Raw genomic sequence first — 20,968 nt, 5'->3', positions numbered from 1 at the left:
TGATCGAAGAGCGCACTAAATTACAGCCACAGCCCTAAAGGAGAGACAAGCATGTCGGCAAATCCCGAGAACCTGTTCGGCTCGGCCGCGAATGACGCGGACGCCCAGGAAACCCGTGAATGGATGGATGCACTGTCCTCCGTCATCCAAAGCGAGGGACCTGAACGGGCCCACTTCCTTCTCGAGCAGCTGCTCGAACATGCGCGGCAGCACAGCATCGACAAGCCGTTCTCCGCCAACACGGCCTACGTCAACACCATCGAGCCCGACCAGGAAGAGCGCTGCCCCGGCAACCTCGAGATCGAGGAGCGCCTGCGCGCCTACATGCGCTGGAACGCCATGGCAATGGTGGTCAAGGCCAACCGCCACCATCCGGCCGAAGGCGGCGACCTCGGCGGCCACATCGGCTCCTTCGCCTCGCTGGCGAACATGTTCGGTGCCGGTTTCAACCACTTCTGGCACGCCGAGAGCGAAAACCACGGCGGCGACTGCCTCTACATCCAGGGCCACGTCTCGCCCGGTATCTATGCCCGCGCCTACCTCGAAGGCCGCCTGAGCGAAGAGCAGTTGCTCAACTTCCGCCAGGAAGTCGACGGCAAAGGCCTTTCCAGCTACCCGCATCCGAAGCTGATGCCCGAGTTCTGGCAGTTCCCGACCGTCTCGATGGGCCTCGGCCCGCTGATGGCCATCTACCAGGCCCGCTTCCTCAAGTACCTGCACGCCCGCGGCATTGCCAACACCGAGAACCGCAAGGTCTGGGTGTTCTGCGGCGACGGCGAAATGGACGAAGTCGAATCGCTGGGCGCCATCGGCCTGGCCGCGCGCGAAGGCCTGGACAACCTGATCTTCGTCATCAACTGCAACCTGCAGCGCCTGGACGGCCCGGTGCGCGGCAACGGCAAGATCATCCAGGAGCTCGAAGGCGAATTCCGCGGTTCGGGCTGGAACGTCATCAAGCTGATCTGGGGCAGCGGCTGGGACCCGCTGATCGCACGCGACAAGGAAGGTGCGCTGCGCAAGATCATGATGGAGACCAACGACGGCGACTACCAGGCCTTCAAGGCCAACGACGGCGCCTACGTCCGCAAGCATTTCTTCGGCCGCGACCCGCGCACGCTCGAGATGGTGTCCAAGATGAGCGATGACGACATCTGGCAGCTGCGCCGCGGCGGCCACGATTCGCAGAAGGTCTACGCGGCCTTCGACGCGGCCGTGAAGCACAAGGGCCAGCCCACGGTGCTCCTGATCAAGACGGTCAAGGGCTTCGGCATGGGCAAGATCGGCGAGGGCAAGAACAACGTCCACCAGACCAAGAAGCTCAGCGACGAGGACATCATGGCCTTCCGCGACCGCTTCAACATCCCGATCCCGGACAGCAAGATCGCCGACCTGCCGTTCTACAAGCCGGCCGACGACACGCCGGAAATGAAGTACCTGCACGAGCGCCGCAAGGCGCTGGGCGGCTACCTGCCGCACCGCCGCACCAAGGCCGACGAGAGCTTCACGGTGCCTTCGCTGGACACCTTCAAGTCGGTGATGGAGCCCACGGCCGAGGGCCGCGAAATCTCCACCACCCAAGCCTACGTGCGCTTCCTCACGCAGCTGCTGCGCGACAAGGCGCTGGGTCCGCGCGTGGTGCCCATCCTGGTGGACGAGGCGCGCACCTTCGGCATGGAAGGGTTGTTCCGCCAGATCGGCATCTACAACCCCGCTGGCCAGCAGTACACCCCGGTCGACAAGGACCAGGTCATGTACTACAAGGAAGACAAGGCTGGCCAGATCCTGCAGGAAGGCATCAACGAAGCGGGCGGCATGTCGAGCTGGATTGCGGCGGCCACGTCGTACAGCACGAACAACCGCATCATGGTGCCGTTCTACGTGTACTACTCGATGTTCGGTTTCCAGCGCATCGGCGACCTGGCCTGGGCGGCCGGCGACATGCAGGCGCGCGGCTTCCTGCTGGGCGGCACCTCGGGGCGCACCACGCTCAACGGCGAAGGCTTGCAGCACGAAGATGGCCACAGCCACATCCTGGCCAACACCATCCCGAACTGCGTGAGCTACGACCCGACTTTCGCGCACGAAGTCGGCGTGATCCTGCATCACGGCCTGAAGCGCATGGTCGAGAAGCAGGACAACGTCTACTACTACCTCACGCTGCTCAACGAGAACTACGCGATGCCCGGCCTGCAGCCCGGCACCGAGGAGCAGATCATCAAGGGCATGTACCTGTCCAGGCAGGGCCCGGCGCTGAAGGCCAAGTCGCCCACCGTGCAGTTGCTGGGCAGCGGCACGATCCTGCGCGAAAGCTTCGCGGCGCAGGAACTGCTCGAAAAGGACTGGGGCGTTTCGGCCTCGGTGTGGAGCTGCCCGAGCTTCAACGAGCTGACGCGCGACGGCCAGGACGCCGACCGCTGGAACCTGCTGCACCCGGACCAGGCGCCGCGCGTGCCCTTCGTGGCCGAGCAGCTCGCGCCCACGACCGGGCCGGTGGTGGCATCGACCGACTACATGAAGGCCTACGCCGAGCAGATCCGCCCTTTCATTCCCAAGGGCCGCACCTACAAGGTGCTGGGCACCGACGGCTTCGGCCGCAGCGACTTCCGCAACAAGCTGCGCGAGCACTTCGAGATCAACCGCCACTACATCGTGGTGGCCGCGCTCAAGGCTTTGAGCGAAGATGGCACGGTGCCTGTGGCCAAGGTGGTCGAGGCGATCAAGAAGTACGGCATCAATGTCGACAAGGTCAACCCGCTCTACGCCTGAACATCAACCAACAACCAACGAACGAACGGCGCCTCACGGCGGGAGACGAACAATATGGCAGCAGTGGAAGTCAAGGTGCCGGACATCGGCGATTTCGATGAAGTCGCGGTGATCGAGGTGCTCGTGAAGGTGGGTGACACGGTCAAGGCCGAGCAGTCGCTCATTACCGTGGAATCGGACAAGGCGTCGATGGAGATCCCGTCGTCGACCGCCGGTGTGGTCAAGGAATTGAAGGTCGAGGTCGGCAGCAAGGTGAAGGAGGGCTCGGTGGTGCTCGTGCTCGAGGCCGAAGGTGGCGCCGCAGCGCCGGCGCCTGCAGCGGCTCCCGCCCCTGCGGCTGCCGCCCCGGCACCCGCAGCCGCTGCACCTGCACCGGCTGCCGCGCCTGCGGCCTCGGGACAGGTCGAGGTCAAGGTGCCCGACATCGGCGACTTCAAGGACGTCGCGGTCATCGAGCTGCTCGTGAAGCCCGGCGACACCATCGCGGCCGACCAGTCGCTGATCACGGTGGAATCGGACAAGGCCTCGATGGAGATTCCCTCGTCGGCGGCCGGCGTGCTCAAGGAACTCAAGGTCAAGGTGGGCGACACGGTCAACATCGGCGACCTGATCGCGATAGTGGAAGGCTCGGCAGGCGCAGCGGCACCCGCACCTGCGCAAGCTGCTGCAGCCGCACCGGCTGCGGCAACCGCCAGCGCACCCGCGCCAGCCGCCGCATCGCCGGCACCGGCTGCCGCAGCCGCGCCGCACGAGCCGACGGTTGCGCCCACCGGCAACCTGCCGCACGCCTCGCCGTCGGTGCGCAAGTTCGCACGCGAACTCGGCGTGCCGCTCGAAGAGGTCAAGGGTTCGGGTCCCAAGGGCCGCATCACGCAGGAAGACGTCCAGGGCTTCACCAAGGCGGTGATGAGCGGCCAGGCCAGCACCAAGGCCTCGGCGGCCAAGGCGCCGGCCGGTGGCGGCGGCGCGGACGGCGCCGCGCTGGGCCTCATTCCCTGGCCCAAGGTCGACTTCACGAAGTTCGGCGCGGTCGAGCGCAAGGACCTGTCGCGCATCAAGAAGCTCAGCGGCGCCAACCTGCACCGCAACTGGGTGATGATTCCGCACGTCACCAACAACGACGAAGCCGACATCACCGAGCTCGAGGCCTTCCGCGTCTCCACCAACAAGGAGAACGAGAAGTCGGGCATCAAGGTCACGATGCTGGCCTTCGTGATCAAGGCGGTGGTTGCGGCGCTGAAGAAATTCCCCGACTTCAACGCCAGCCTCGACGGCGACCAGCTGGTCTACAAGCAGTACTTCCACATCGGCTTCGCGGCCGACACGCCCAACGGGCTCGTGGTGCCGGTGCTCAAGGATGCCGACAAGAAGGGCATCCTGCAGATCAGCCAGGAAATGGGCGAGCTCGCCAAGAAGGCGCGCGACGGCAAGCTCGGCTCGGCCGACATGCAGGGCGGCTGCATGTCGATCAGTTCGCTCGGCGGCATCGGCGGCACGCACTTCACGCCCATCATCAACGCCCCCGAAGTGGCCATCCTCGGCCTCTCCAAGGGCCAGATGAAGCCGGTGTGGGACGGCAAGCAGTTCGTGCCGCGGCTGACGCTGCCGCTGTCGCTGTCGTACGACCACCGTGTGATCGATGGTGCCCTGGCTGCGCGCTTCAACGCCTACCTGGGCCAGGTGCTCGCGGATTACCGTCGCATCCTGCTATGACCACGGTAGTGGCCGTCCGCAAAGGCGGCCAGGTCACGATGGCGGCGGATTCCCTGGTGACCTTCGGCGACACGCGGCTTTCGCACCGCGCCGAGGCAAACCAGAAAATCTTCACCGTCGAGGACGCGGCAGGGCAGAGCCTGTTTGCCGTGGCCGGCGCGGCTGCGCACTTCCTGGTGCTGCAGCATGCGCTGGCCGCGCAGCCGCGCGAGGCACTGCTGTTCGGCAGCAAGCACGAGATCTTCCGCACCTTCACGCTGCTGCATCCGGTGCTGAAGGACGCGTTCTTCATGCAGACCAAGGAAGACGAGCACGAGCCCTACGAATCGAGCCAGTTCACGATGCTGATGGCCAACCAGAGCGGCATCTACGGCATCTACAGTTACCGCGAGGTGTTCGAGTTCAAGCAGTTCTGGAGCATCGGCTCGGGACGCAGCTTTGCGCTCGGTGCCATGCACGCGGCCTATGACATCAAGTCGCGCACCTCGCGCGACGTGGCGGAGGCGGGCATCGCCGCCGCCTGCGAATTCGATCGCAATTCGGCCCCACCGGTCGACGTTCTCACACTCAAACTGAAAGTGTCCAAATGAGCGAACAACAAATCAAGGTGCCCGACATCGGCGACTTCGACGAAGTCGCGGTGATCGAGGTGCTGGTCAACGTCGGCGACACGGTCAAGGCCGAGCAGTCGCTGATCACGGTCGAATCGGACAAGGCCTCGATGGAGATTCCGTCGTCGGCGGCCGGCGTGGTGAAGGCGCTCGCCGTCAAGGTGGGCGACAAGGTCAAGGAAGGCTCCGTGGTGCTGACGCTCGAGGTGGATGGCGCCGCGGCGCCCGCACCGGCGGCGGCCGCGGCTGCACCCGCCGCAGCGGCTCCTGCACCCAAGGCCGCTGCTCCGGCGGCAGCGGCGCCCGCGGCCTCCAGCTACGGCGGCAAGGTCGATGTCGAGTGCGACGTGATCGTGCTGGGCGCCGGCCCCGGCGGCTATTCGGCCGCTTTCCGCGCGGCCGACCTGGGCCTCAAGGTGGTGCTGATCGAGCGCTACGCCACGCTCGGCGGCGTGTGCCTGAACGTCGGCTGCATTCCCTCGAAGGCGCTGCTGCACGTGGCCTCGGTCATGGATGAAGTGAAGCACTTCGCCGACCTCGGCGTGAGCTTTGCCGCGCCCACGGTCGATCGCGCCAAGCTGCTCGGCCACAAGAACAAGGTGGTGGGCAAGCTCACCGGCGGCCTCACGGCCATGGCCAAGATGCGCAAGGTGACGGTGCTGCGCGGCGTCGGCAACTTCATTGATCCGTATCACCTCGAGGTCGAGGAAACCTCGGGCACAAGCTGGGACACCACCGGCAAGAAGCAGACCGTCAAGTTCCGCAACGCGATCATCGCGGCCGGCTCGCAGTCCGTGAGCCTGCCGTTCATGCCCAAGGATCCGCGCGTGGTCGATTCCACCGGCGCGCTCGAGATGGGCATCGATCCCAAGCGCATGCTGGTCCTGGGCGGCGGCATCATCGGCCTCGAAATGGGCACGGTGTATTCGACGCTGGGTGCGCGCCTGGACGTGGTCGAGATGCTCGACGGCCTGATGCAGGGCGCCGACCGCGACCTGGTGAAGGTCTGGCAGAAGATGAACGCGCCGCGCTTCGACAACATCATGCTCAAGACCAAGACGGTGGGCGCCGAGGCTACGAAGGAGGGCATCAAGGTGACCTTCGAGGGCGAGCAGGCCCCCAAGGAGCCGCAGGTCTACGACTTGGTACTTCAGGCTGTGGGCCGCAGCCCGAACGGCAAGAAGATCGGCGCCGAGAAGGCCGGTGTCGCGGTGAGCGACCGCGGCTTCATTCCGGTCGACATCCAGATGCGCACCAATGTGCCGCACATCTTCGCCATCGGCGACATCGTCGGCCAGCCGATGCTGGCGCACAAGGCGGTGCACGAGGCGCATGTGGCGGCCGAGGTGATTGCCGGCGAACAGAAGGGCGACAAGGAGCTCTCGAGCGCCGCCTTCAATGCCCGCGTGATCCCGAGCGTGGCCTACACCGACCCCGAGGTGGCGTGGGTGGGTCTCACCGAAGACCAGGCCAAGGCCGAAGGCATCAAGATCAAGAAGGGCCATTTCCCGTGGACCGCGTCGGGCCGCGCCATCGCCAACGGCCGCGACGAAGGCTTCACCAAGCTGCTGTTCGACGCCGAGACGCACCGCATCCTGGGCGGCGGCATCGTCGGCACGCATGCCGGTGACATGATCGGGGAGATTGCGCTGGCCATCGAGATGGGCGCCGACGAGATCGACATCGGCAAGACCATCCATCCGCATCCGACGTTGGGCGAGAGCATCGGCATGGCGGCCGAGGTGGCGCACGGGACCTGTACCGATCTGCCGCCGGTCAAGAAGGCGGCCTGACCGACGAAGTTCGACCGGCCACAAAAAATCCCGCCGCGGCGGGATTTTTTTCGTCCTGATCCAGGATGCCGGATTCGGGGGAAGGCTCAGTTGCCGGTGTGGGTCGCAGCAGTTGCCGCGGCCTTGATCTCGTCGTTCTGTGCGCCGCCGAGCACGCGGCGTGCGCCGTCGAAGCGGCGGCTCCAGTAGCTGCCGTTCATGTCTTCCACGCGCACCTGGGCGCCCGTGCGCGGCGAGTGGATGAACTTGCCTTCACCGACATAGATGCCGACATGGCTGAAGGCGCGGCGCATGGTGTTGAAGAAGACGAGGTCACCGGGCTTGAGCTGGCTGCGGTCGATCTTCTCGGTGGCCGCTGCCTGTTCTTCGGCGCGGCGCGGCAGCACGTGGCCGAGCGTCTGGTTGTACATCGCGCGAACGAAACCGCTGCAGTCGAAGCCGGATTCGGCAGAGTTGCCGCCGCGGCGATAGGGCACGCCGAGGAAGCCGATGGCGGTCACCACCAAGTCGGAAGTTCGTTCAGCGACGGTTTGGCGAACCTGCCTGAGTTGTCCGATGATGCCCTTGTCGGCCAGCAACCGGGCCAGTTCGTCGTCGGTTCGGTCCTGTTGAGGGGCGGCCTGGACGGCGACGGCAAACAGGAGAGACGCGGGTAGGACGAAAAAACGCATGGCGCGTAGGATATTGATGACGCGCGGTTATGTCAACCTCATCTGAATTGGCGAATGTATCTTCAAGTCTTTGATTTGTTTGATTTTTTTTGATTCGATCGAAGAAAAAATGTAACGGCCGATCTTTATGAACCATAAGCGATTGGCCGAAAGCGAACTTTTGTACTCGCACTGAAGAGGCAAACAGCCTGGATTCACACCCCATTTCGCGTCAAGATCGCGCCAACTAACCGGAAAAGACATGAACCTGCGAATTCAGGAAGCTGGGTGCCTCCTGGGAAAGGCTGCCGTTGTGGCGGGTCTGGCCGCCTGGGGTGCCGCCATGGCGCAGATACGGCCGGAAACCATTTCGACCGGCCTCGAGAACCCGTGGGGCGTGGCCTTTCTGCCGGGCGGCCGTTTCGTGGTCACGGAGCGGGCCGGCCGGTTGCGGCTGATCGCTGCGGACGGCAAGGTCGGCGCGCCCATCGCCGGCCTGCCGGTCATCGCGGCTGGCGGTCAGGGCGGCTTGCTCGACGTGCTGGCCGATTCGGGCTTCGAAAAGAACCGCACGCTGTATTTCTGCTTCTCGGAACCGGCAGCCGGCGGCGGTTCGGGCAATAGCACGGCACTGGCCAGCACGCAGCTTTCGGCCGACGGCACGCGGCTGGAGAACTTGAAAATCATCTTCAGCCAGCAGCCCAAGGTGGCCAGCCGCCACCATTTCGGCTGCCGCATCGTCGAGGCGCGCGACGGCACGCTGTTTCTTACGTTGGGCGACCGGTTCGGCCGCAAGGAAGATGCGCAGAAGCTCGACAACCACATTGGCAAGGTGGTGCGCATCGCCAAGGACGGCTCGGCGCCCCGGGACAACCCCTTTGTCGGCCGGGCGGGCGCGCTGCCCGAGATCTGGAGCTATGGCCACCGCAACGGACAGGGCGCAACGCTCGCGCCCGATGGCCGCTTCTGGATGACCGAGCACGGCCCGCAGGGCGGCGACGAAATCAACATTGCGCAGGCCGGCCGCAACTACGGCTGGCCGGTGATCACCTACGGCGAGAACTACGGCGGCGGAAAGATCGGCGATGGCATCACGACCAAGGACGGCATGGAGCAGCCGCTGCATTATTGGGTGCCGTCGATTGCGACATCGGGCATGGCCTTTCTGAGCAGCGACCGCTACGGTGCGGCATGGAAGGGCAACCTGTTCGTCGGATCGCTCAAGTTCGGCTATCTCGACCGCATCGAACTGAAGGACGGCAAGGTGGTGGCCGAGCACAAGCTGCTGGCCGACGACCGGGCCCGCATTCGCGATGTGAAGCAGGGGCCGGACGGCCTGCTCTATGTGCTGACCGACGAATCCGACGGCAAGCTGCTGCGCCTGCGGCCGAACTGAGGCCCGCCTTCAGCTCTCAGCCGGGGCAGCCCGGCAGCGGCAGTGTCGGCAGCATGCGGCGCCAGAGCCGCGTCCACTCGGGCCAGTCGTGGCCGCCTTCGGTCGTGAAGACGCGGCTTGCGGGCAGTGCGGCCGCCAGCAGCCGATGGCTGAATGCAAAGCGGTCATCGATGCCATAGCCCAGGTAGAGCGGTGGCCGCGCGCCGAAGGTGGCGGTCGCGCCGACGTAGCCGCGTAGCCACTGCCACAGCTGAGTCTCGTTCGGTGTCCGCGGGTCGCTGCCCGGCGGATCGCCCAGCGGCCCGGTCCAGCGGGCGAGGCCGCCGGCATTGGCGATGTCGGCGCCGAGCGCGCGTTCTCCGAGGTAGGGCGCAATGACGACGATGCCCGCGAGTTCACCGGGATGGGTCTGCGCGTAGAGCAACCCGCCGAAGCCGCCAATCGAAATGCCGACGATCCAGATGGCCCTGTAGCCCTGGCCGCGCGCCGGCATCATCACGTCCCGGTGCAGGCGGTCGAGGATCGTCTTGCCGTTGTAGTAGCCCAGGTGCGTATCGACCCGCATCACGTCCACCGCAAGCCTGTTGTCGCTCAGCGCCTTGACGAAGCCTTCCCGCTCGAATTCGTCCGGGTGCGAGTACGCGCCGGGCAGCATCACGATCAGCGTGTCGGCATTCGGCGTGCAGCTGCTCTTCTCGAGCGTGCGGTCCAGCGGCGCCTTGGCCGTGCGCAAGCCGCCGCATCCGGTCACCACGAGCGCCGCGCCAAGGGCCAGAATCGGCAAATGGCGCCGGGCCGAAAAGAAGATCCGCATCCGCCCGGAGTCTAGAGAGATACGCGCCTTTTCGGTGGTACGGTCTGGCCCCATCAATTCCATCTGAATGAAAGAACCGGTTCATGCTGCTCGATGCCTCGCTTTCCCAACTCGTCCTGGTCGACTACCAGGCGCGGCTGATGCCGTCGATCTTCGAGGGCGAAGCGGTCGCGCAGAACGCGGTGCGGCTCGGCAAGATGGCCCAGCTGCTCCAAGTGCCGGTGTGGGGCACCGAGCACAACCCTTCCAAGCTCGGTGAGAACGTGCCCGACATCCGCGCGCTGTGCCAGCGCACCCTGTCGAAGATGCATTTCAGCGGTGTGGAAGAGGGGCTCGGCGAATGGCTGCGCGTGCCGGCGAAAGCGCCGCAGGGCAATGCCCGCAGCCTGCCCAAGCACCTGCAGAAGCCTGCGGCGGCCGCCGAAGAGCGCAATTCCATCGTGATCGCCGGCTGTGAAGCCCATGTCTGCCTGCTGCAGACCGCGCTCGACCTGCTGGAGGACGAGTTCGAGGTCTGGGTCGTCACCGACGCCTGCAGTTCGCGCACCGAGCGCAACCGCGACGCCGCCTTCGACCGGCTGGCCGGCGCCGGGGCCGAACTCGTGACCACCGAGATGGTCGGCTTCGAATGGCTGCGCACGGCGGAGCACCCCGCGTTTTCCGAGCTGCTCGCCCTGATCCGATAAGCCGCAACCGGCGGCGCGCCACAAGGGCTCGGCCGGATTGTTCCGGCCGTCAGCTTGCTGCAAGATCGGCCTCCATAATTATGAATTCAGTTTTGGCGATGCTGCCAGGGCCGAACGAATAAACGGAGACAAATCCAGATGAGCCGCTACCAAGAGTTCTATCGCCAGTCCGTCGATGCGCCCGAGGCCTTCTGGGCCGAGCAGGCGAAGCTGATCGACTGGCAGGCGCCGGCCGAGCAGATCCTCGACGCCAGCCAGCCGCCCTTTGCGCGCTGGTTCGTGGGCGGCACCACCAACCTGTGCCACAACGCGGTCGACCGGCACCTGGCCGCGCGCGGCGACCAGCCCGCGCTGATCTTCGTTTCCACCGAAACCGGCGTGGAGAAGAGCTACAGCTTCAGGGAACTGCACGCCGAGGTGCAGCGCACCGCCGCCAGCCTGATCGAACTGGGCGTGGGGAAGGGCGACCGCGTGCTCATCTACATGCCGATGATTCCCGAGGCCGCCTTCGCGATGCTGGCCTGCGCGCGCATCGGCGCGATCCACTGCGTGGTGTTCGGCGGATTCGCGAGCGGCTCGCTGGCCACGCGCATCGAGGACGCCGAGCCCAAGGTGGTGGTGAGCGCCGACGCCGGCTCGCGCGGCGGCAAGGTCATTGCGTACAAGCCGCTGCTCGACGAGGCGATCCGGCTGTCGAAGTACAAGCCGGCCGCGGTGCTGCTCACCGACCGCAGCCTGGCACCGATGGACCTGACGGCCGGCCGCGACCACCTCGCGGCCGAATTGCGGCAGAAGCACCTCGATGCCCAGGTGCCCTGCACGTGGCTGGCCGCCACCGACATCAGCTACACCATTTACACCAGCGGCACCACCGGCAAGCCCAAGGGCGTGCAGCGCGACGTGGGCGGCTATGCCGTGGCGCTGGCTGCGAGCATGAAGCACATCTTCGACGGCCGGCCTGGCGAAACCTACTTCTCGACCAGCGACATCGGCTGGGTGGTGGGCCACAGCTACATCGTCTACGGCCCGCTGATCGCCGGCATGGCCACCCTCATGTACGAGGGCCTGCCCACGCAGGGCATCGACCGGCAGCCCGACGGCGGCATCTGGTGGCGCCTGGTCGAGAAATACAAGGTGACGGTGATGTTCAGCGCGCCGACCGCGGTGCGCGTGCTCAAGAAGCAGGACCCGGCGCTGCTGAAGAAATACGACCTGTCGAGCCTGCGCGCGCTGTTCCTGGCGGGCGAGCCGCTCGACGAGCCCACCGCGCGCTGGATCAGCGAAGGGCTGGGCGTGCCGATCATCGACAACTACTGGCAGACCGAGTCGGGCTGGCCGATGATCACCATTGCCAACGGGGTCGAGGCCAAGCCGAGCAAGTTCGGCAGCCCCGGTGTTCCGATGTACGGCTACCGCATCAAGATATTGCACGAATCGACCGGCGAAGAATTGACCGCCCCCAATGAAAAGGGCGTGGTCGTGGTCGAAGGGCCGACCCCGCCCGGTTTCATGCAGACCGTGTGGAAGGACGATGCGCGCTTCGTCGACACTTACTGGAAGAGCGTGCCGGGCAAGATGGTCTATTCGACCTTCGACTGGGGCATTCGCGACGAAGACGGCTACTTCTACATCCTCGGGCGCACCGACGACGTGATCAACGTGGCCGGCCACCGCCTCGGCACCCGGGAGATCGAGGAGAGCATCTCGGGCCACGCCAACGTGGCCGAAGTGGCGGTGGTGGGCGTGGCCGATGCGCTCAAGGGCCAGGTGGCGATGGCTTTCGTGGTGCCGAAGGACGGCATCGCCGTGACCGACGCCGGCGCTGCGCTGAAGCTCGAAGGCGAGATCATGAAGGTGGTGGCCGACCAGCTCGGCGCGCTGGCGCGGCCCGCCCGGGTGCGCTTCGTCTCGGGCCTGCCCAAGACCCGCAGCGGCAAGCTGCTGCGACGCGCCATCCAGGCCGTGTGCGAGCAGCGCGACCCGGGCGACCTGACCACCATCGACGACCCGGCGACCCTGCGGCAGATCAAGCAGCTGGTTTCTTCCGCCTGAATGAGCAAAACCGGCCTTGCGAAGTCGCGTCGAGCCGTCATATGTTTGACGTGGCACAATGCGAAGGTACTCAGGCCCTTCCCCAGCCACAGTCGCATCCGCCAATCGGTTCAGCCGTGTCGCGGAAGGTTTCTTAACCAGCTAGTGCTTCCTTCAGGGAAGCGAAGGTCAGCGGATCATGAGCGATTCCTCAAAGCCCACGGCGTATGCCGCGTATCAGGGCAACACGTACCTCTTCGGCGGCAATGCGCCCTATGTCGAAGAGATGTACGAAAACTACCTCTCCAATCCCGGCAGCGTGCCTGACAACTGGCGTTCGTATTTCGACGCCCTGCAGAACGTGCCCGCGGTCGATGGCTCCAACACCCGGGACGTTCCGCACCAGCCGGTGATCAACGCCTTTGCCGAACGCGCGAAGCAGGGCACCACCAAGGTCGTGCAGGCCAGCGGCGCGGATTCCGAGCTCGGCCGCAAGCGCACCGCCGTCCAGCAGCTGATTGCCGCCTACCGCAACGTCGGCGCCCGCTGGGCCGACCTGGACCCCCTCAAGCGCGCCGAGCGCCCGGCCATTCCGGAACTCGAGCCCTCGTTCTACGGCTTCACCGATGCCGACCTCGAGACGGTGTTCAACACCAGCAACACCTTCTTCGGCAAGGAGACCATGTCGCTGCGCGACCTGCTCAATGCCTTGCGCGAAACGTACTGCGGCACCATCGGCGCCGAGTACATGTACACCACCGACCAGAACCACAAGCGCTGGTGGCAGCAGAAGCTCGAAAGCGCACGCACCAACCCGCAGCTCAATGCGGAGCAGAAGAAGCACGTGCTCAACCGCCTGACCGCGGCCGAGGGCCTCGAGCGCTTCCTGCACACCAAGTACGTCGGCCAGAAGCGCTTCTCGCTCGAAGGCGGCGAAAGCTTCATCGTCTCGATGGACGAGCTGATCAACCAGGCCGGCATCAAGGGCGTGCAGGAAATCGTGATCGGCATGGCCCACCGCGGCCGCCTTAACGTGCTGGTCAACTCGCTCGGCAAGATGCCGGCCGACCTGTTCGCAGAGTTCGACCACACCGCTCCTGAAGACCTGCCGAGCGGCGACGTCAAGTACCACCAGGGCTTCAGCTCGGACGTGACCACGCCAGGCGGCCCGGTGCATCTGAGCCTGGCGTTCAATCCCTCGCACCTCGAAATCGTGAACCCCGTGGTCGAAGGCTCGGTGCGCGCCCGCATGGACCGCCGCGCCGACCCGCAGGGCAAGCAGGTGCTGCCCGTGCTCGTGCACGGCGACGCCGCCTTCGCGGGCCAGGGCGTCGTGATGGAAACGCTGGCGCTGGCCGAAACCCGTGGCTACTTCACGGGCGGCACGGTGCACATCGTGATCAACAACCAGATCGGCTTCACCACCAGCGACCCGCGCGACAGCCGCTCGACGCTGTACTGCTCGGACATCGTCAAGATGATCGAGGCGCCGGTGCTGCACGTGAACGGCGACGATCCCGAGGCCGTGGTGCTCGCCACCCAGCTCGCCCTCGAATTCCGCATGGAGTTCCAGAAGGACGTGGTGGTCGACATCATCTGCTTCCGCAAGCTGGGCCACAACGAGCAGGACACCCCGTCGCTCACGCAGCCGCTCATGTACAAGAAGATCGCCCAGCACCCCGGCACGCGCAAGCTGTACGCCGACAAGCTGGCGACGCAGGGCCTGGGCGAAACGCTCGGCGACGACATGGTCAAGGCCCAGCGCGCCGCCTTCGACGAAGGCCGCAACACGGTCGACCCGGTGCTCACGAACTTCAAGAGCAAGTACGCCGTCGACTGGAATCCCTACCTCAACAAGAAGTGGACCGACGCCGGCGACACCGCCATTCCGTCCAGCGAGTGGAAGCGCCTGGCCGAGAAGATCACCACGGTGCCGGCCGGCTTCACGGTGCACCCGCTCGTGAAGAAGGTGCTGGACGACCGCGCTGCCATGGGCCGCGGCGACGTCAACGTCGACTGGGGCATGGGCGAGCACATGGCCTTTGCCTCGCTGGTGGCCAGCGGCTACCCGGTGCGCCTGTCGGGCGAAGACTCGGGCCGCGGCACGTTCACGCACCGCCACGCCGTGCTGCACGACCAGAACCGCGAGAAGTTCGACGAAGGCACCTACACGCCGCTGCAGAACGTGGCCGAGAACCAGGCACCGTTCGTCGTCATCGACTCGATCCTGTCGGAAGAAGCCGTGCTCGCGTTCGAATACGGCTATGCGTCGAACGACCCGAACACGCTCGTGATCTGGGAAGCCCAGTTCGGCGACTTCGTGAACGGCGCGCAAGTGGTGATCGACCAGTTCATCGCCTCGGGCGAAGTGAAGTGGGGCCGCGTCAACGGCCTCACGATGATGCTGCCGCACGGCTACGAAGGCCAGGGCCCGGAGCACAGCTCGGCGCGCCTGGAGCGCTTCATGCAGCTGAGCGCCGACACCAACATGCAGGTGGTGCAGCCGACCACGGCCAGCCAGATCTTCCACGTGCTGCGCCGCCAGATGGTGCGGAACCTGCGCAAGCCGCTGATCATCATGACGCCGAAGTCGCTGCTGCGTAACAAGGACGCGACCTCGCCGCTGTCCGAGTTCACCAAGGGCGGCTTCCAGACGGTCATTCCGGACAGCAAGGGCCTGAAGGCCGAGAAGGTCAAGCGCCTGATCGCCTGCTCGGGCAAGGTCTACTACGACCTGGCCAAGAAGCGCGAAGAACAGGGCAGCGACGACGTGGCGATCATCCGCGTCGAGCAGCTCTATCCGTTCCCGCACAAGGCGTTCGCGGCCGAGATCAAGAAGTATCCGAACCTCGCCGACGTGGTCTGGTGCCAGGACGAGCCGCAGAACCAGGGCGCCTGGTTCTTCGTGCAGCACTACATCCACGAGAACATGCAGGAAGGCCAGAAGCTCGGCTACTCTGGCCGTGCCGCTTCGGCATCGCCTGCAGTCGGCTACTCGCACCTGCATCAGGAACAGCAGAAGGCGCTGGTCGATGGCGCATTTGGCAAGCTCAAGGGCTTCGTGCTGACCAAGTAATTCCAAGCCTCTTTTTCACACGAACACCTGAAGAACAAAACGGAGCTCACTCCAAATGTCTATCGTAGAAGTCAAAGTCCCCCAGCTTTCCGAATCCGTGGCCGAAGCCACCATGCTCACCTGGAAGAAGAAGGCCGGCGAAGCCGTCGCCGTCGATGAAATCCTGATCGAGATCGAGACCGACAAGGTCGTGCTCGAAGTGCCCGCGCCCTCGGCTGGCGTGCTGGCCGAAATCGTGCAGCCCGATGGCGCCACCGTGGTGGCCGACCAGCTGATCGCGAAGATCGACACCGAAGGCAAGGCAAGCGCCGCAGCGCCCGCAGCAGCGGCACCCGCCGCCGCGCCGGCCCCGGCAGCTGCGCCCGCAGCGGCTGCTGCCGCCACGGGCGGTTCGAAGTCCGACGTTGCCATGCCCGCCGCCGCCAAGCTGCTGGCCGACAACAACCTGAAGACCAGCGACGTGGCCGGCAGTGGCAAGGACGGCCGCGTCACCAAGGGCGACGTGCTCGGTGCCGTGGCCTCGGGTGCCAAGCCCGCGGCCGCCGTGGCCGCACCGGCTGCCAAGCCGGCGCTGCCGCAAGTTGCCGCGCCCACCAGCGCGCCCGACCTGGGCGAACGCCCCGAGCAGCGCGTGCCGATGAGCCGCCTGCGCGCCCGCATCGCCGAGCGCCTGATCCAGTCGCAGTCGACCAACGCCATCCTGACGACCTTCAACGAGGTCAACATGGCGCCCGTCATGGAACTGCGCAAGCGCTTCCAGGACAGCTTCACCAAGGAACACGGCGTGAAGCTCGGCTTCATGAGCTTCTTCGTGAAGGCCGCGGTGCATGCGCTCAAGAAGTACCCGGTGATCAACGCCTCGGTCGACGGCAACGACATCCTGTACCACGGCTACTTCGACATCGGCATTGCCGTCGGTTCGCCGCGCGGCCTGGTGGTGCCCATCCTGCGCAACGCCGACCAGATGAGCTTTGCCGACATCGAGAAGAAGATCGCCGAATACGGCAAGAAGGCACAGGACGGCAAGCTCGGCATCGAAGAGATGACCGGCGGCACCTTCTCCATCTCGAACGGCGGCACCTTCGGCTCGATGCTCTCGACCCCGATCATCAATCCGCCCCAGTCGGCGATCCTCGGCGTGCACGCCACCAAGGACCGCGCCGTGGTCGAGAACGGCCAGATCGTGATCCGCCCGATGAACTACCTTGCCATGAGCTACGACCACCGCATCATCGACGGCCGCGAAGCCGTGCTGGGCCTGGTGGCCATGAAGGAAGCGCTCGAAGACCCGTCGCGCCTGCTGTTCGACATCTGAGGAGAAAGAATCAGATGGCAAACAAACAATTCGACGTCATCGTCATCGGCGGCGGCCCCGGCGGCTACATCGCCGCGATCCGCGCGGCGCAGCTGGGCTTCAACGTGGCCTGCATCGACGAGTGGAAGAACGGCAAGGGCGGCCCGGCACCGGGCGGCACCTGCACCAACGTCGGCTGCATTCCGTCGAAGGCACTGCTGCAATCGTCGGAGCACTTCGACCAGGCCGGCCACCACTTTGCCGACCACGGCATCAAGGTCGAGTCCTTAAGCCTCGACCTCGACAAGATGCTGGCCCGCAAGGACCAGGTCGTGAAGCAGAACAACGACGGCATCCTGTACCTGTTCAAGAAGAACAAGATCACCTTCTTCCATGGCCGCGGCTCGTTCGTGAAGGCGGGCGAAGCCGGCTACGAGATCAAGGTGGAGGGCGCCGCCGAAGAGTCGATCGACGGCAAGCACATCATCGTGGCCACGGGCTCCAACGCCCGCGCGCTGCCGGGTGCGCCGTTCGACGAGGAGAACATCCTCTCGAACGACGGCGCGCTGCGCATGGGCGCGGTGCCCAAGAAGCTGGGCCTGATCGGCTCGGGCGTCATCGGGCTTGAAATGGGCTCGGTGTGGCGCCGCCTCGGCGCCGAAGTCACGGTGCTCGAAGCGCTGCCGACCTTCCTCGGCGCGGTCGACGAGCAGATCGCCAAGGAAGCCAAGAAGGCCTTCGACAAGCAGAAGCTCAAGATCGAACTCGGCGTCAAGGTCGGCGAGATCAAGTCGTCCAAGAAGGGCGTGAGCGTGGCCTGGACCAACGCCAAGGGCGAAGCCCAGACGCTGGAAGTCGACAAGCTGATCGTCTCGATCGGCCGCGTGCCCAACACCATCGGCCTGAACGCCGAAGCCGTGGGCCTGAAGCTCGACGAGCGCGGCGCCATTGCCGTGGACGACGACTGCAAGACCAGCCTGCCCAACGTCTGGGCGATCGGCGACGTGGTGCGCGGCCCGATGCTCGCGCACAAGGCCGAGGAAGAGGGCGTTGCCGTGGCGGAGCGCATTGCGGGCCAGCACGGCCACGTCAACTTCAACACCGTGCCGTGGGTGATCTACACCAACCCCGAGATCGCGTGGGTCGGCCAGACCGAGCAGCAGCTCAAGGCCGCGGGCCGCGCCTACAAGGCCGGCACCTTCCCGTTCCTCGCGAACGGCCGCGCACGCGCGCTGGGCGACACGACCGGCATGGTCAAGTTCCTGGCCGACGCGGCCACGGACGAGATCCTCGGCGTGCACATTGTGGGCCCGCAGGCCAGCGAACTGATCTCCGAAGCCGTGGTGGCGATGGAGTTCAAGGCCAGCGCCGAAGACATCGCGCGCATCTGTCATGCGCACCCGTCGCTGTCGGAAGCCACGAAGGAAGCGGCACTTGCCGTGGACAAGCGCACGCTGAATTTCTGATCCATTGACCACCAGCGTCAAACAGGCCTATGAGGCGGAACTCGCTGTGCGCGGGTTCCAGAGCGATCCCGCGCAACTGCGCGCCGTGGAAGCGCTGGATCGCTGCGCGCGCGAGTGGGGCGACTACAAGGCCCAGCGCTCCAACGCGCTGAAGAAGTTCATCAACCGGCCCGAGCTGCCGCGTGGCGTCTACATGTACGGTGGCGTCGGGCGGGGCAAGAGCTTCCTGATGGACCTGTTCTTCAACGCGGTGCCGCTCAGGCGCAAGACGCGGCTGCACTTTCACGAGTTCATGCGCGAGGTGCACCGCGAACTGCGCGAGCTGCAGGGCACGGTCAACCCGCTCGACGAGCTCGGGCTGCGCATCTCCAAGCGCTACAAGCTGATCTGCTTCGACGAGTTCCACGTGGCGGACATCACCGACGCGATGATCCTTCATCGCCTGCTGGTGGCGCTGTTCGAGAACGGCGTGGGCTTTGTCACCACCTCCAATTTCAGGCCCGACGATCTTTACCCCGGCGGGCTGCACCGCGACCGCATCCTGCCCGCGATCGCGCTGCTCAACGAGAAGCTCGAGGTGCTGAGCGTGGACAACGGCACCGACTACCGGCGCCGCACGCTCGAGCAGCTGCGCATGTACCTGACGCCGAACGATGCCGCGGCCGAAAAGGAGATGCGCAAGGCCTTCGACAGGTTGGCCGAAACAGCCGATGAGAACCCGGTCCTGCACATCGAGCAGCGCGAGATCCGCGCCAGGCGCAAGGCCGGCGGCGTGGTCTGGTTCGATTTCAAGACGCTGTGCGGCGGACCGCGCTCGCAGAACGACTATCTCGAGATCGCCAGCCAGTTCCACACGGTGCTGCTGTCCGACGTGCCGCACATGCCGGTGCGCATGGCCTCCGAAGCACGCCGTTTCACCTGGCTGGTCGACGTCTTGTACGACCGGCGCGTCAAGCTCATCATGTCGGCCGAGGTACCGCCGGAGGCGTTGTACACCGAGGGCCCGCTCGCGCACGAATTCCCGCGAACGGTTTCCAGGCTCACCGAAATGCAATCGAGCGAGTTCCTCTCCCTGGAACGCCGCATCGTGGACACTCGACTGACATGAAAAAAATTGTTCTCGCCATGCTGATGGCCCTGGGCAGCCTGCCGCTCTGGGCGCAGTCCAATGCGGCCACGGGCAATGCAGACTTCGAAGCGGAACGCAGCCGGCTGGCCGCCGAGCGCGCGGCCATCGAGGCGCGCTTCGACAAGGAGCGGGCTGCCTGCTACCAGAAGTTTGCCGTCGAAGACTGCCTGCGCGACAGCCGCAAGCGCCGGCGCGCCGAGACCGATCACATCAAGCGCCAGGAATCGGCCATCAACGACATCGAGCGCCAGCGGCGCGGTGCGGCCGAGCTCGAGAAGCTCGACCAGAAGGCCGCCACCCGGCGTCCGCAGGACACGCCGGAGAAGCAGGAAGAGGCCCGCAAGGGCCAGCAAGACCGCGAGCAGCGCGCGGCCGACCATGCAGCGAGCCGCGCCGCGACGGCGGCCGAGGCGGACGAGCGCCGGCGCCAGTTCGAGGCCAAGCAGAAAGCGCAAGCCGACGAGCAGGCCAAGGCCGCCCAGCGGCGGGCCGAGGCGCCCGCTGCGGTCGAACGCTTCGAAAGCAAGCAGCAAAAGGCGGCCGAGCACCGGGCCAGCCGCGAGCGGCAGAACGCCGAGCGCACCAAGCCGCGCGGGGCACCTTTGCCGACGCCGCCGGCATCGCCGGCTTCGGCACCCAGCCGCTGAGCCACCTTGCCGGACGAGCGCCCGGTGGGGGCGCTCAGTCTTGCGGAAGCGCTTCGAGCTTCAGCACCACGATCGAGATGTTGTCGCCCGTGCCGCGCGCCCGGCGGCGCGCTTCTCCCACCAAAATTTCCACCGCTTCGCGCGGCGGCTCCGCGTACAGGACGCTGGCCAGCTCCTCGGGGCTGAAGTAGTGCCAGAGCCCGTCGCTGCAGGCCATCAGCAGGTCGCCCGGCTGCATTGCGGGAATGTAGTGCGGCTCGATGGGCGGAGGCGTCGTGGTCATGCCCAGGCATCCGAGGAGGATGTTGCCCTTGGGATGGACATTGGCCTCGGCCTCGGTGATTTCGCCACGGTCGATGAGCACCTGGACGTAGGAATGGTCGCGCGTGCGCGTGACGAGTTCGCCGTTCTGGAAGTGGTAGATGCGGGAGTCGCCCGCATGGATCCAGGCGCAGTCGCCCCTGGGATTCATCAGAAAGGCCGCCAGCGTGCTGTGCGGTTCCTGCTCGCTCGACAGGGCCGTGAGCTTGATGACCGTGTGCGCGTCTTCCAGCAGTTGACGCAGCACGGCCGCGGAGCTGTCGCGGTCGGGGTGGTAGCGCGTGAACAGCTGGCGCGCGGTCATCAGCACCTGGTCGGAGGCCTTGCGCCCGCCGCTGCGCCCGCCCATGCCGTCGGCAATGATGCCCAGCATGCAGCCGGCCACGCGCGGATGGCTCATCATCAGGACCTGGTCCTGCTGATAGGGGCGGTCTCCCTTGTGGAGACCGGTGGCGGCGGCAAGCCGAAAGCCTTGTGTCATGAGCGCAAATGCGCCAATGGCGCGCCTTCTGTCTTCTCGTGGATTCGTACCAGGACGTATTATCGAGTGAACACGAGCTGCGGGCGGAATACGT

General features: G+C 65.7%; 15 protein-coding genes. 12 read left to right on the top strand and 3 right to left on the bottom strand.

What is annotated here, in order from left to right; genetic code table 11:
- Positions 1-51: 51 nt before the first annotated feature.
- Genes aceE through lpdA (L1081_RS09530) form a run of 4 tightly spaced genes read left to right on the top strand, consistent with a single transcriptional unit; the run spans position 52 to position 6,883 of the window.
- Positions 52-2,766 (top strand): pyruvate dehydrogenase (acetyl-transferring), homodimeric type, encoded by a 2,715-nt coding sequence (gene aceE / locus L1081_RS09545; protein ID WP_489416193.1) that lies wholly within the window; start codon positions 52-54, stop codon positions 2,764-2,766.
- 54 nt (positions 2,767-2,820) lie between these two features.
- Positions 2,821-4,479, top strand: coding sequence for a dihydrolipoyllysine-residue acetyltransferase (aceF, locus tag L1081_RS09540; RefSeq protein WP_489416192.1), 1,659 nt, complete (start codon positions 2,821-2,823; stop codon positions 4,477-4,479).
- The gene (locus L1081_RS09535; RefSeq protein WP_012747283.1) at positions 4,476-5,069 is read left to right on the top strand and encodes an Ntn hydrolase family protein; all 594 of its coding nucleotides are present in this window, start codon (positions 4,476-4,478) and stop codon (positions 5,067-5,069) included. Before aceF ends, L1081_RS09535 begins: the two co-directional genes overlap by 4 nt.
- On the top strand, positions 5,066-6,883 hold the full coding sequence (gene lpdA / locus L1081_RS09530) for a dihydrolipoyl dehydrogenase (protein WP_489416191.1): 1,818 nt from the start codon (positions 5,066-5,068) through the stop codon (positions 6,881-6,883). The genes L1081_RS09535 and lpdA (L1081_RS09530) overlap by 4 nt, the downstream gene beginning before the upstream one ends.
- Before the next feature lie 86 nt (positions 6,884-6,969).
- Here the strand turns inward: lpdA (L1081_RS09530) and L1081_RS09525 are convergent, their stop codons facing one another.
- Positions 6,970-7,554: a C40 family peptidase gene (locus L1081_RS09525; protein ID WP_124957652.1), complete on the bottom strand. Its 585-nt coding sequence runs from the start codon at positions 7,552-7,554 to the stop codon at positions 6,970-6,972.
- Positions 7,555-7,876: 322 nt separating this feature from the next.
- Here L1081_RS09525 and L1081_RS09520 point away from each other — a divergent pair, with 322 nt between their 5' ends.
- Positions 7,877-8,929 (top strand): PQQ-dependent sugar dehydrogenase, encoded by a 1,053-nt coding sequence (locus tag L1081_RS09520; protein ID WP_489416759.1) that lies wholly within the window; start codon positions 7,877-7,879, stop codon positions 8,927-8,929.
- Between the two features lie 16 nt (positions 8,930-8,945).
- On the opposite strand, the gene L1081_RS09515 is transcribed toward L1081_RS09520, so the two are convergent.
- Entirely contained in the window at positions 8,946-9,743 is a 798-nt protein-coding gene (locus L1081_RS09515; RefSeq protein WP_489416190.1) for an alpha/beta hydrolase, read from the bottom strand.
- A gap of 83 nt (positions 9,744-9,826) precedes the next feature.
- On the opposite strand from L1081_RS09515, the gene L1081_RS09510 reads away from it, so the two are divergent.
- The 7 genes from L1081_RS09510 (at position 9,827) to L1081_RS09480 (ending at position 20,072) form a co-directional block, all read left to right on the top strand.
- Positions 9,827-10,429, top strand: a complete 603-nt coding sequence (locus L1081_RS09510) for an isochorismatase family protein (protein WP_489416189.1) — start codon at positions 9,827-9,829, stop codon at positions 10,427-10,429.
- An 84-nt stretch (positions 10,430-10,513) separates the two neighbouring features.
- Entirely contained in the window at positions 10,514-12,481 is a 1,968-nt protein-coding gene (locus tag L1081_RS09505; protein WP_489416758.1) for a propionate--CoA ligase, read from the top strand.
- A gap of 178 nt (positions 12,482-12,659) precedes the next feature.
- Entirely contained in the window at positions 12,660-15,536 is a 2,877-nt protein-coding gene (locus tag L1081_RS09500; RefSeq protein WP_489416188.1) for a 2-oxoglutarate dehydrogenase E1 component, read from the top strand.
- Positions 15,537-15,591: 55 nt separating this feature from the next.
- Positions 15,592-16,851 (top strand): 2-oxoglutarate dehydrogenase complex dihydrolipoyllysine-residue succinyltransferase, encoded by a 1,260-nt coding sequence (gene odhB, locus L1081_RS09495; protein WP_489416187.1) that lies wholly within the window; start codon positions 15,592-15,594, stop codon positions 16,849-16,851.
- Positions 16,852-16,865: 14 nt separating this feature from the next.
- A complete protein-coding gene (gene lpdA / locus L1081_RS09490; protein ID WP_489416186.1) occupies positions 16,866-18,296 on the top strand; it encodes a dihydrolipoyl dehydrogenase in 1,431 nt (476 codons plus the stop codon).
- 4 nt (positions 18,297-18,300) lie between these two features.
- Positions 18,301-19,404 carry a cell division protein ZapE gene (gene zapE, locus L1081_RS09485; protein ID WP_489416185.1) on the top strand — a complete coding sequence of 368 codons (1,104 nt, stop codon included), beginning with the start codon at positions 18,301-18,303 and terminating at the stop codon, positions 19,402-19,404.
- On the top strand, positions 19,401-20,072 hold the full coding sequence (locus L1081_RS09480; protein ID WP_489416184.1) for a hypothetical protein: 672 nt from the start codon (positions 19,401-19,403) through the stop codon (positions 20,070-20,072). The genes zapE and L1081_RS09480 overlap by 4 nt, the downstream gene beginning before the upstream one ends.
- Before the next feature lie 34 nt (positions 20,073-20,106).
- Here L1081_RS09480 and L1081_RS09475 read toward each other — a convergent pair whose 3' ends face one another.
- Positions 20,107-20,874, bottom strand: a complete 768-nt coding sequence (locus L1081_RS09475) for a protein phosphatase 2C domain-containing protein (protein ID WP_489416183.1) — start codon at positions 20,872-20,874, stop codon at positions 20,107-20,109.
- Positions 20,875-20,968 lie beyond the last annotated feature (94 nt).

The sequence above is a fragment of the Variovorax sp. MSC1_012 genome (genome assembly GCF_023667525.1).
Taxonomy (GTDB): Bacteria; Pseudomonadota; Gammaproteobacteria; order Burkholderiales; family Burkholderiaceae_C; genus Variovorax; species Variovorax beijingensis_B.
Note: the sequence above shows the minus strand (reverse complement) of the source record. Positions and strands in the feature narration are given on the sequence as shown.

Bases quoted from the DNA above. Each gene is read 5' to 3' on its own strand.
- L1081_RS09480 (WP_489416184.1), top strand. From the start codon at position 19,401: ATGAAAAAAATTGTTCTCGCCATGCTGATGGCCCTGGGCAGCCTGCCG.
- aceE (WP_489416193.1), top strand. From the start codon at position 52: ATGTCGGCAAATCCCGAGAACCTGTTCGGCTCGGCCGCGAATGACGCG.
- odhB (WP_489416187.1), top strand. From the start codon at position 15,592: ATGTCTATCGTAGAAGTCAAAGTCCCCCAGCTTTCCGAATCCGTGGCC.
- L1081_RS09510 (WP_489416189.1), top strand. From the start codon at position 9,827: ATGCTGCTCGATGCCTCGCTTTCCCAACTCGTCCTGGTCGACTACCAG.
- aceF (WP_489416192.1), top strand. From the start codon at position 2,821: ATGGCAGCAGTGGAAGTCAAGGTGCCGGACATCGGCGATTTCGATGAA.
- L1081_RS09515 (WP_489416190.1), bottom strand. From the start codon at position 9,743: ATGCGGATCTTCTTTTCGGCCCGGCGCCATTTGCCGATTCTGGCCCTT.
- L1081_RS09525 (WP_124957652.1), bottom strand. From the start codon at position 7,554: ATGCGTTTTTTCGTCCTACCCGCGTCTCTCCTGTTTGCCGTCGCCGTC.
- lpdA (WP_489416186.1), top strand. From the start codon at position 16,866: ATGGCAAACAAACAATTCGACGTCATCGTCATCGGCGGCGGCCCCGGC.
- L1081_RS09520 (WP_489416759.1), top strand. From the start codon at position 7,877: ATGGCGCAGATACGGCCGGAAACCATTTCGACCGGCCTCGAGAACCCG.
- L1081_RS09475 (WP_489416183.1), bottom strand. From the start codon at position 20,874: ATGACACAAGGCTTTCGGCTTGCCGCCGCCACCGGTCTCCACAAGGGA.
- L1081_RS09535 (WP_012747283.1), top strand. From the start codon at position 4,476: ATGACCACGGTAGTGGCCGTCCGCAAAGGCGGCCAGGTCACGATGGCG.
- lpdA (WP_489416191.1), top strand. From the start codon at position 5,066: ATGAGCGAACAACAAATCAAGGTGCCCGACATCGGCGACTTCGACGAA.
- L1081_RS09500 (WP_489416188.1), top strand. From the start codon at position 12,660: ATGAGCGATTCCTCAAAGCCCACGGCGTATGCCGCGTATCAGGGCAAC.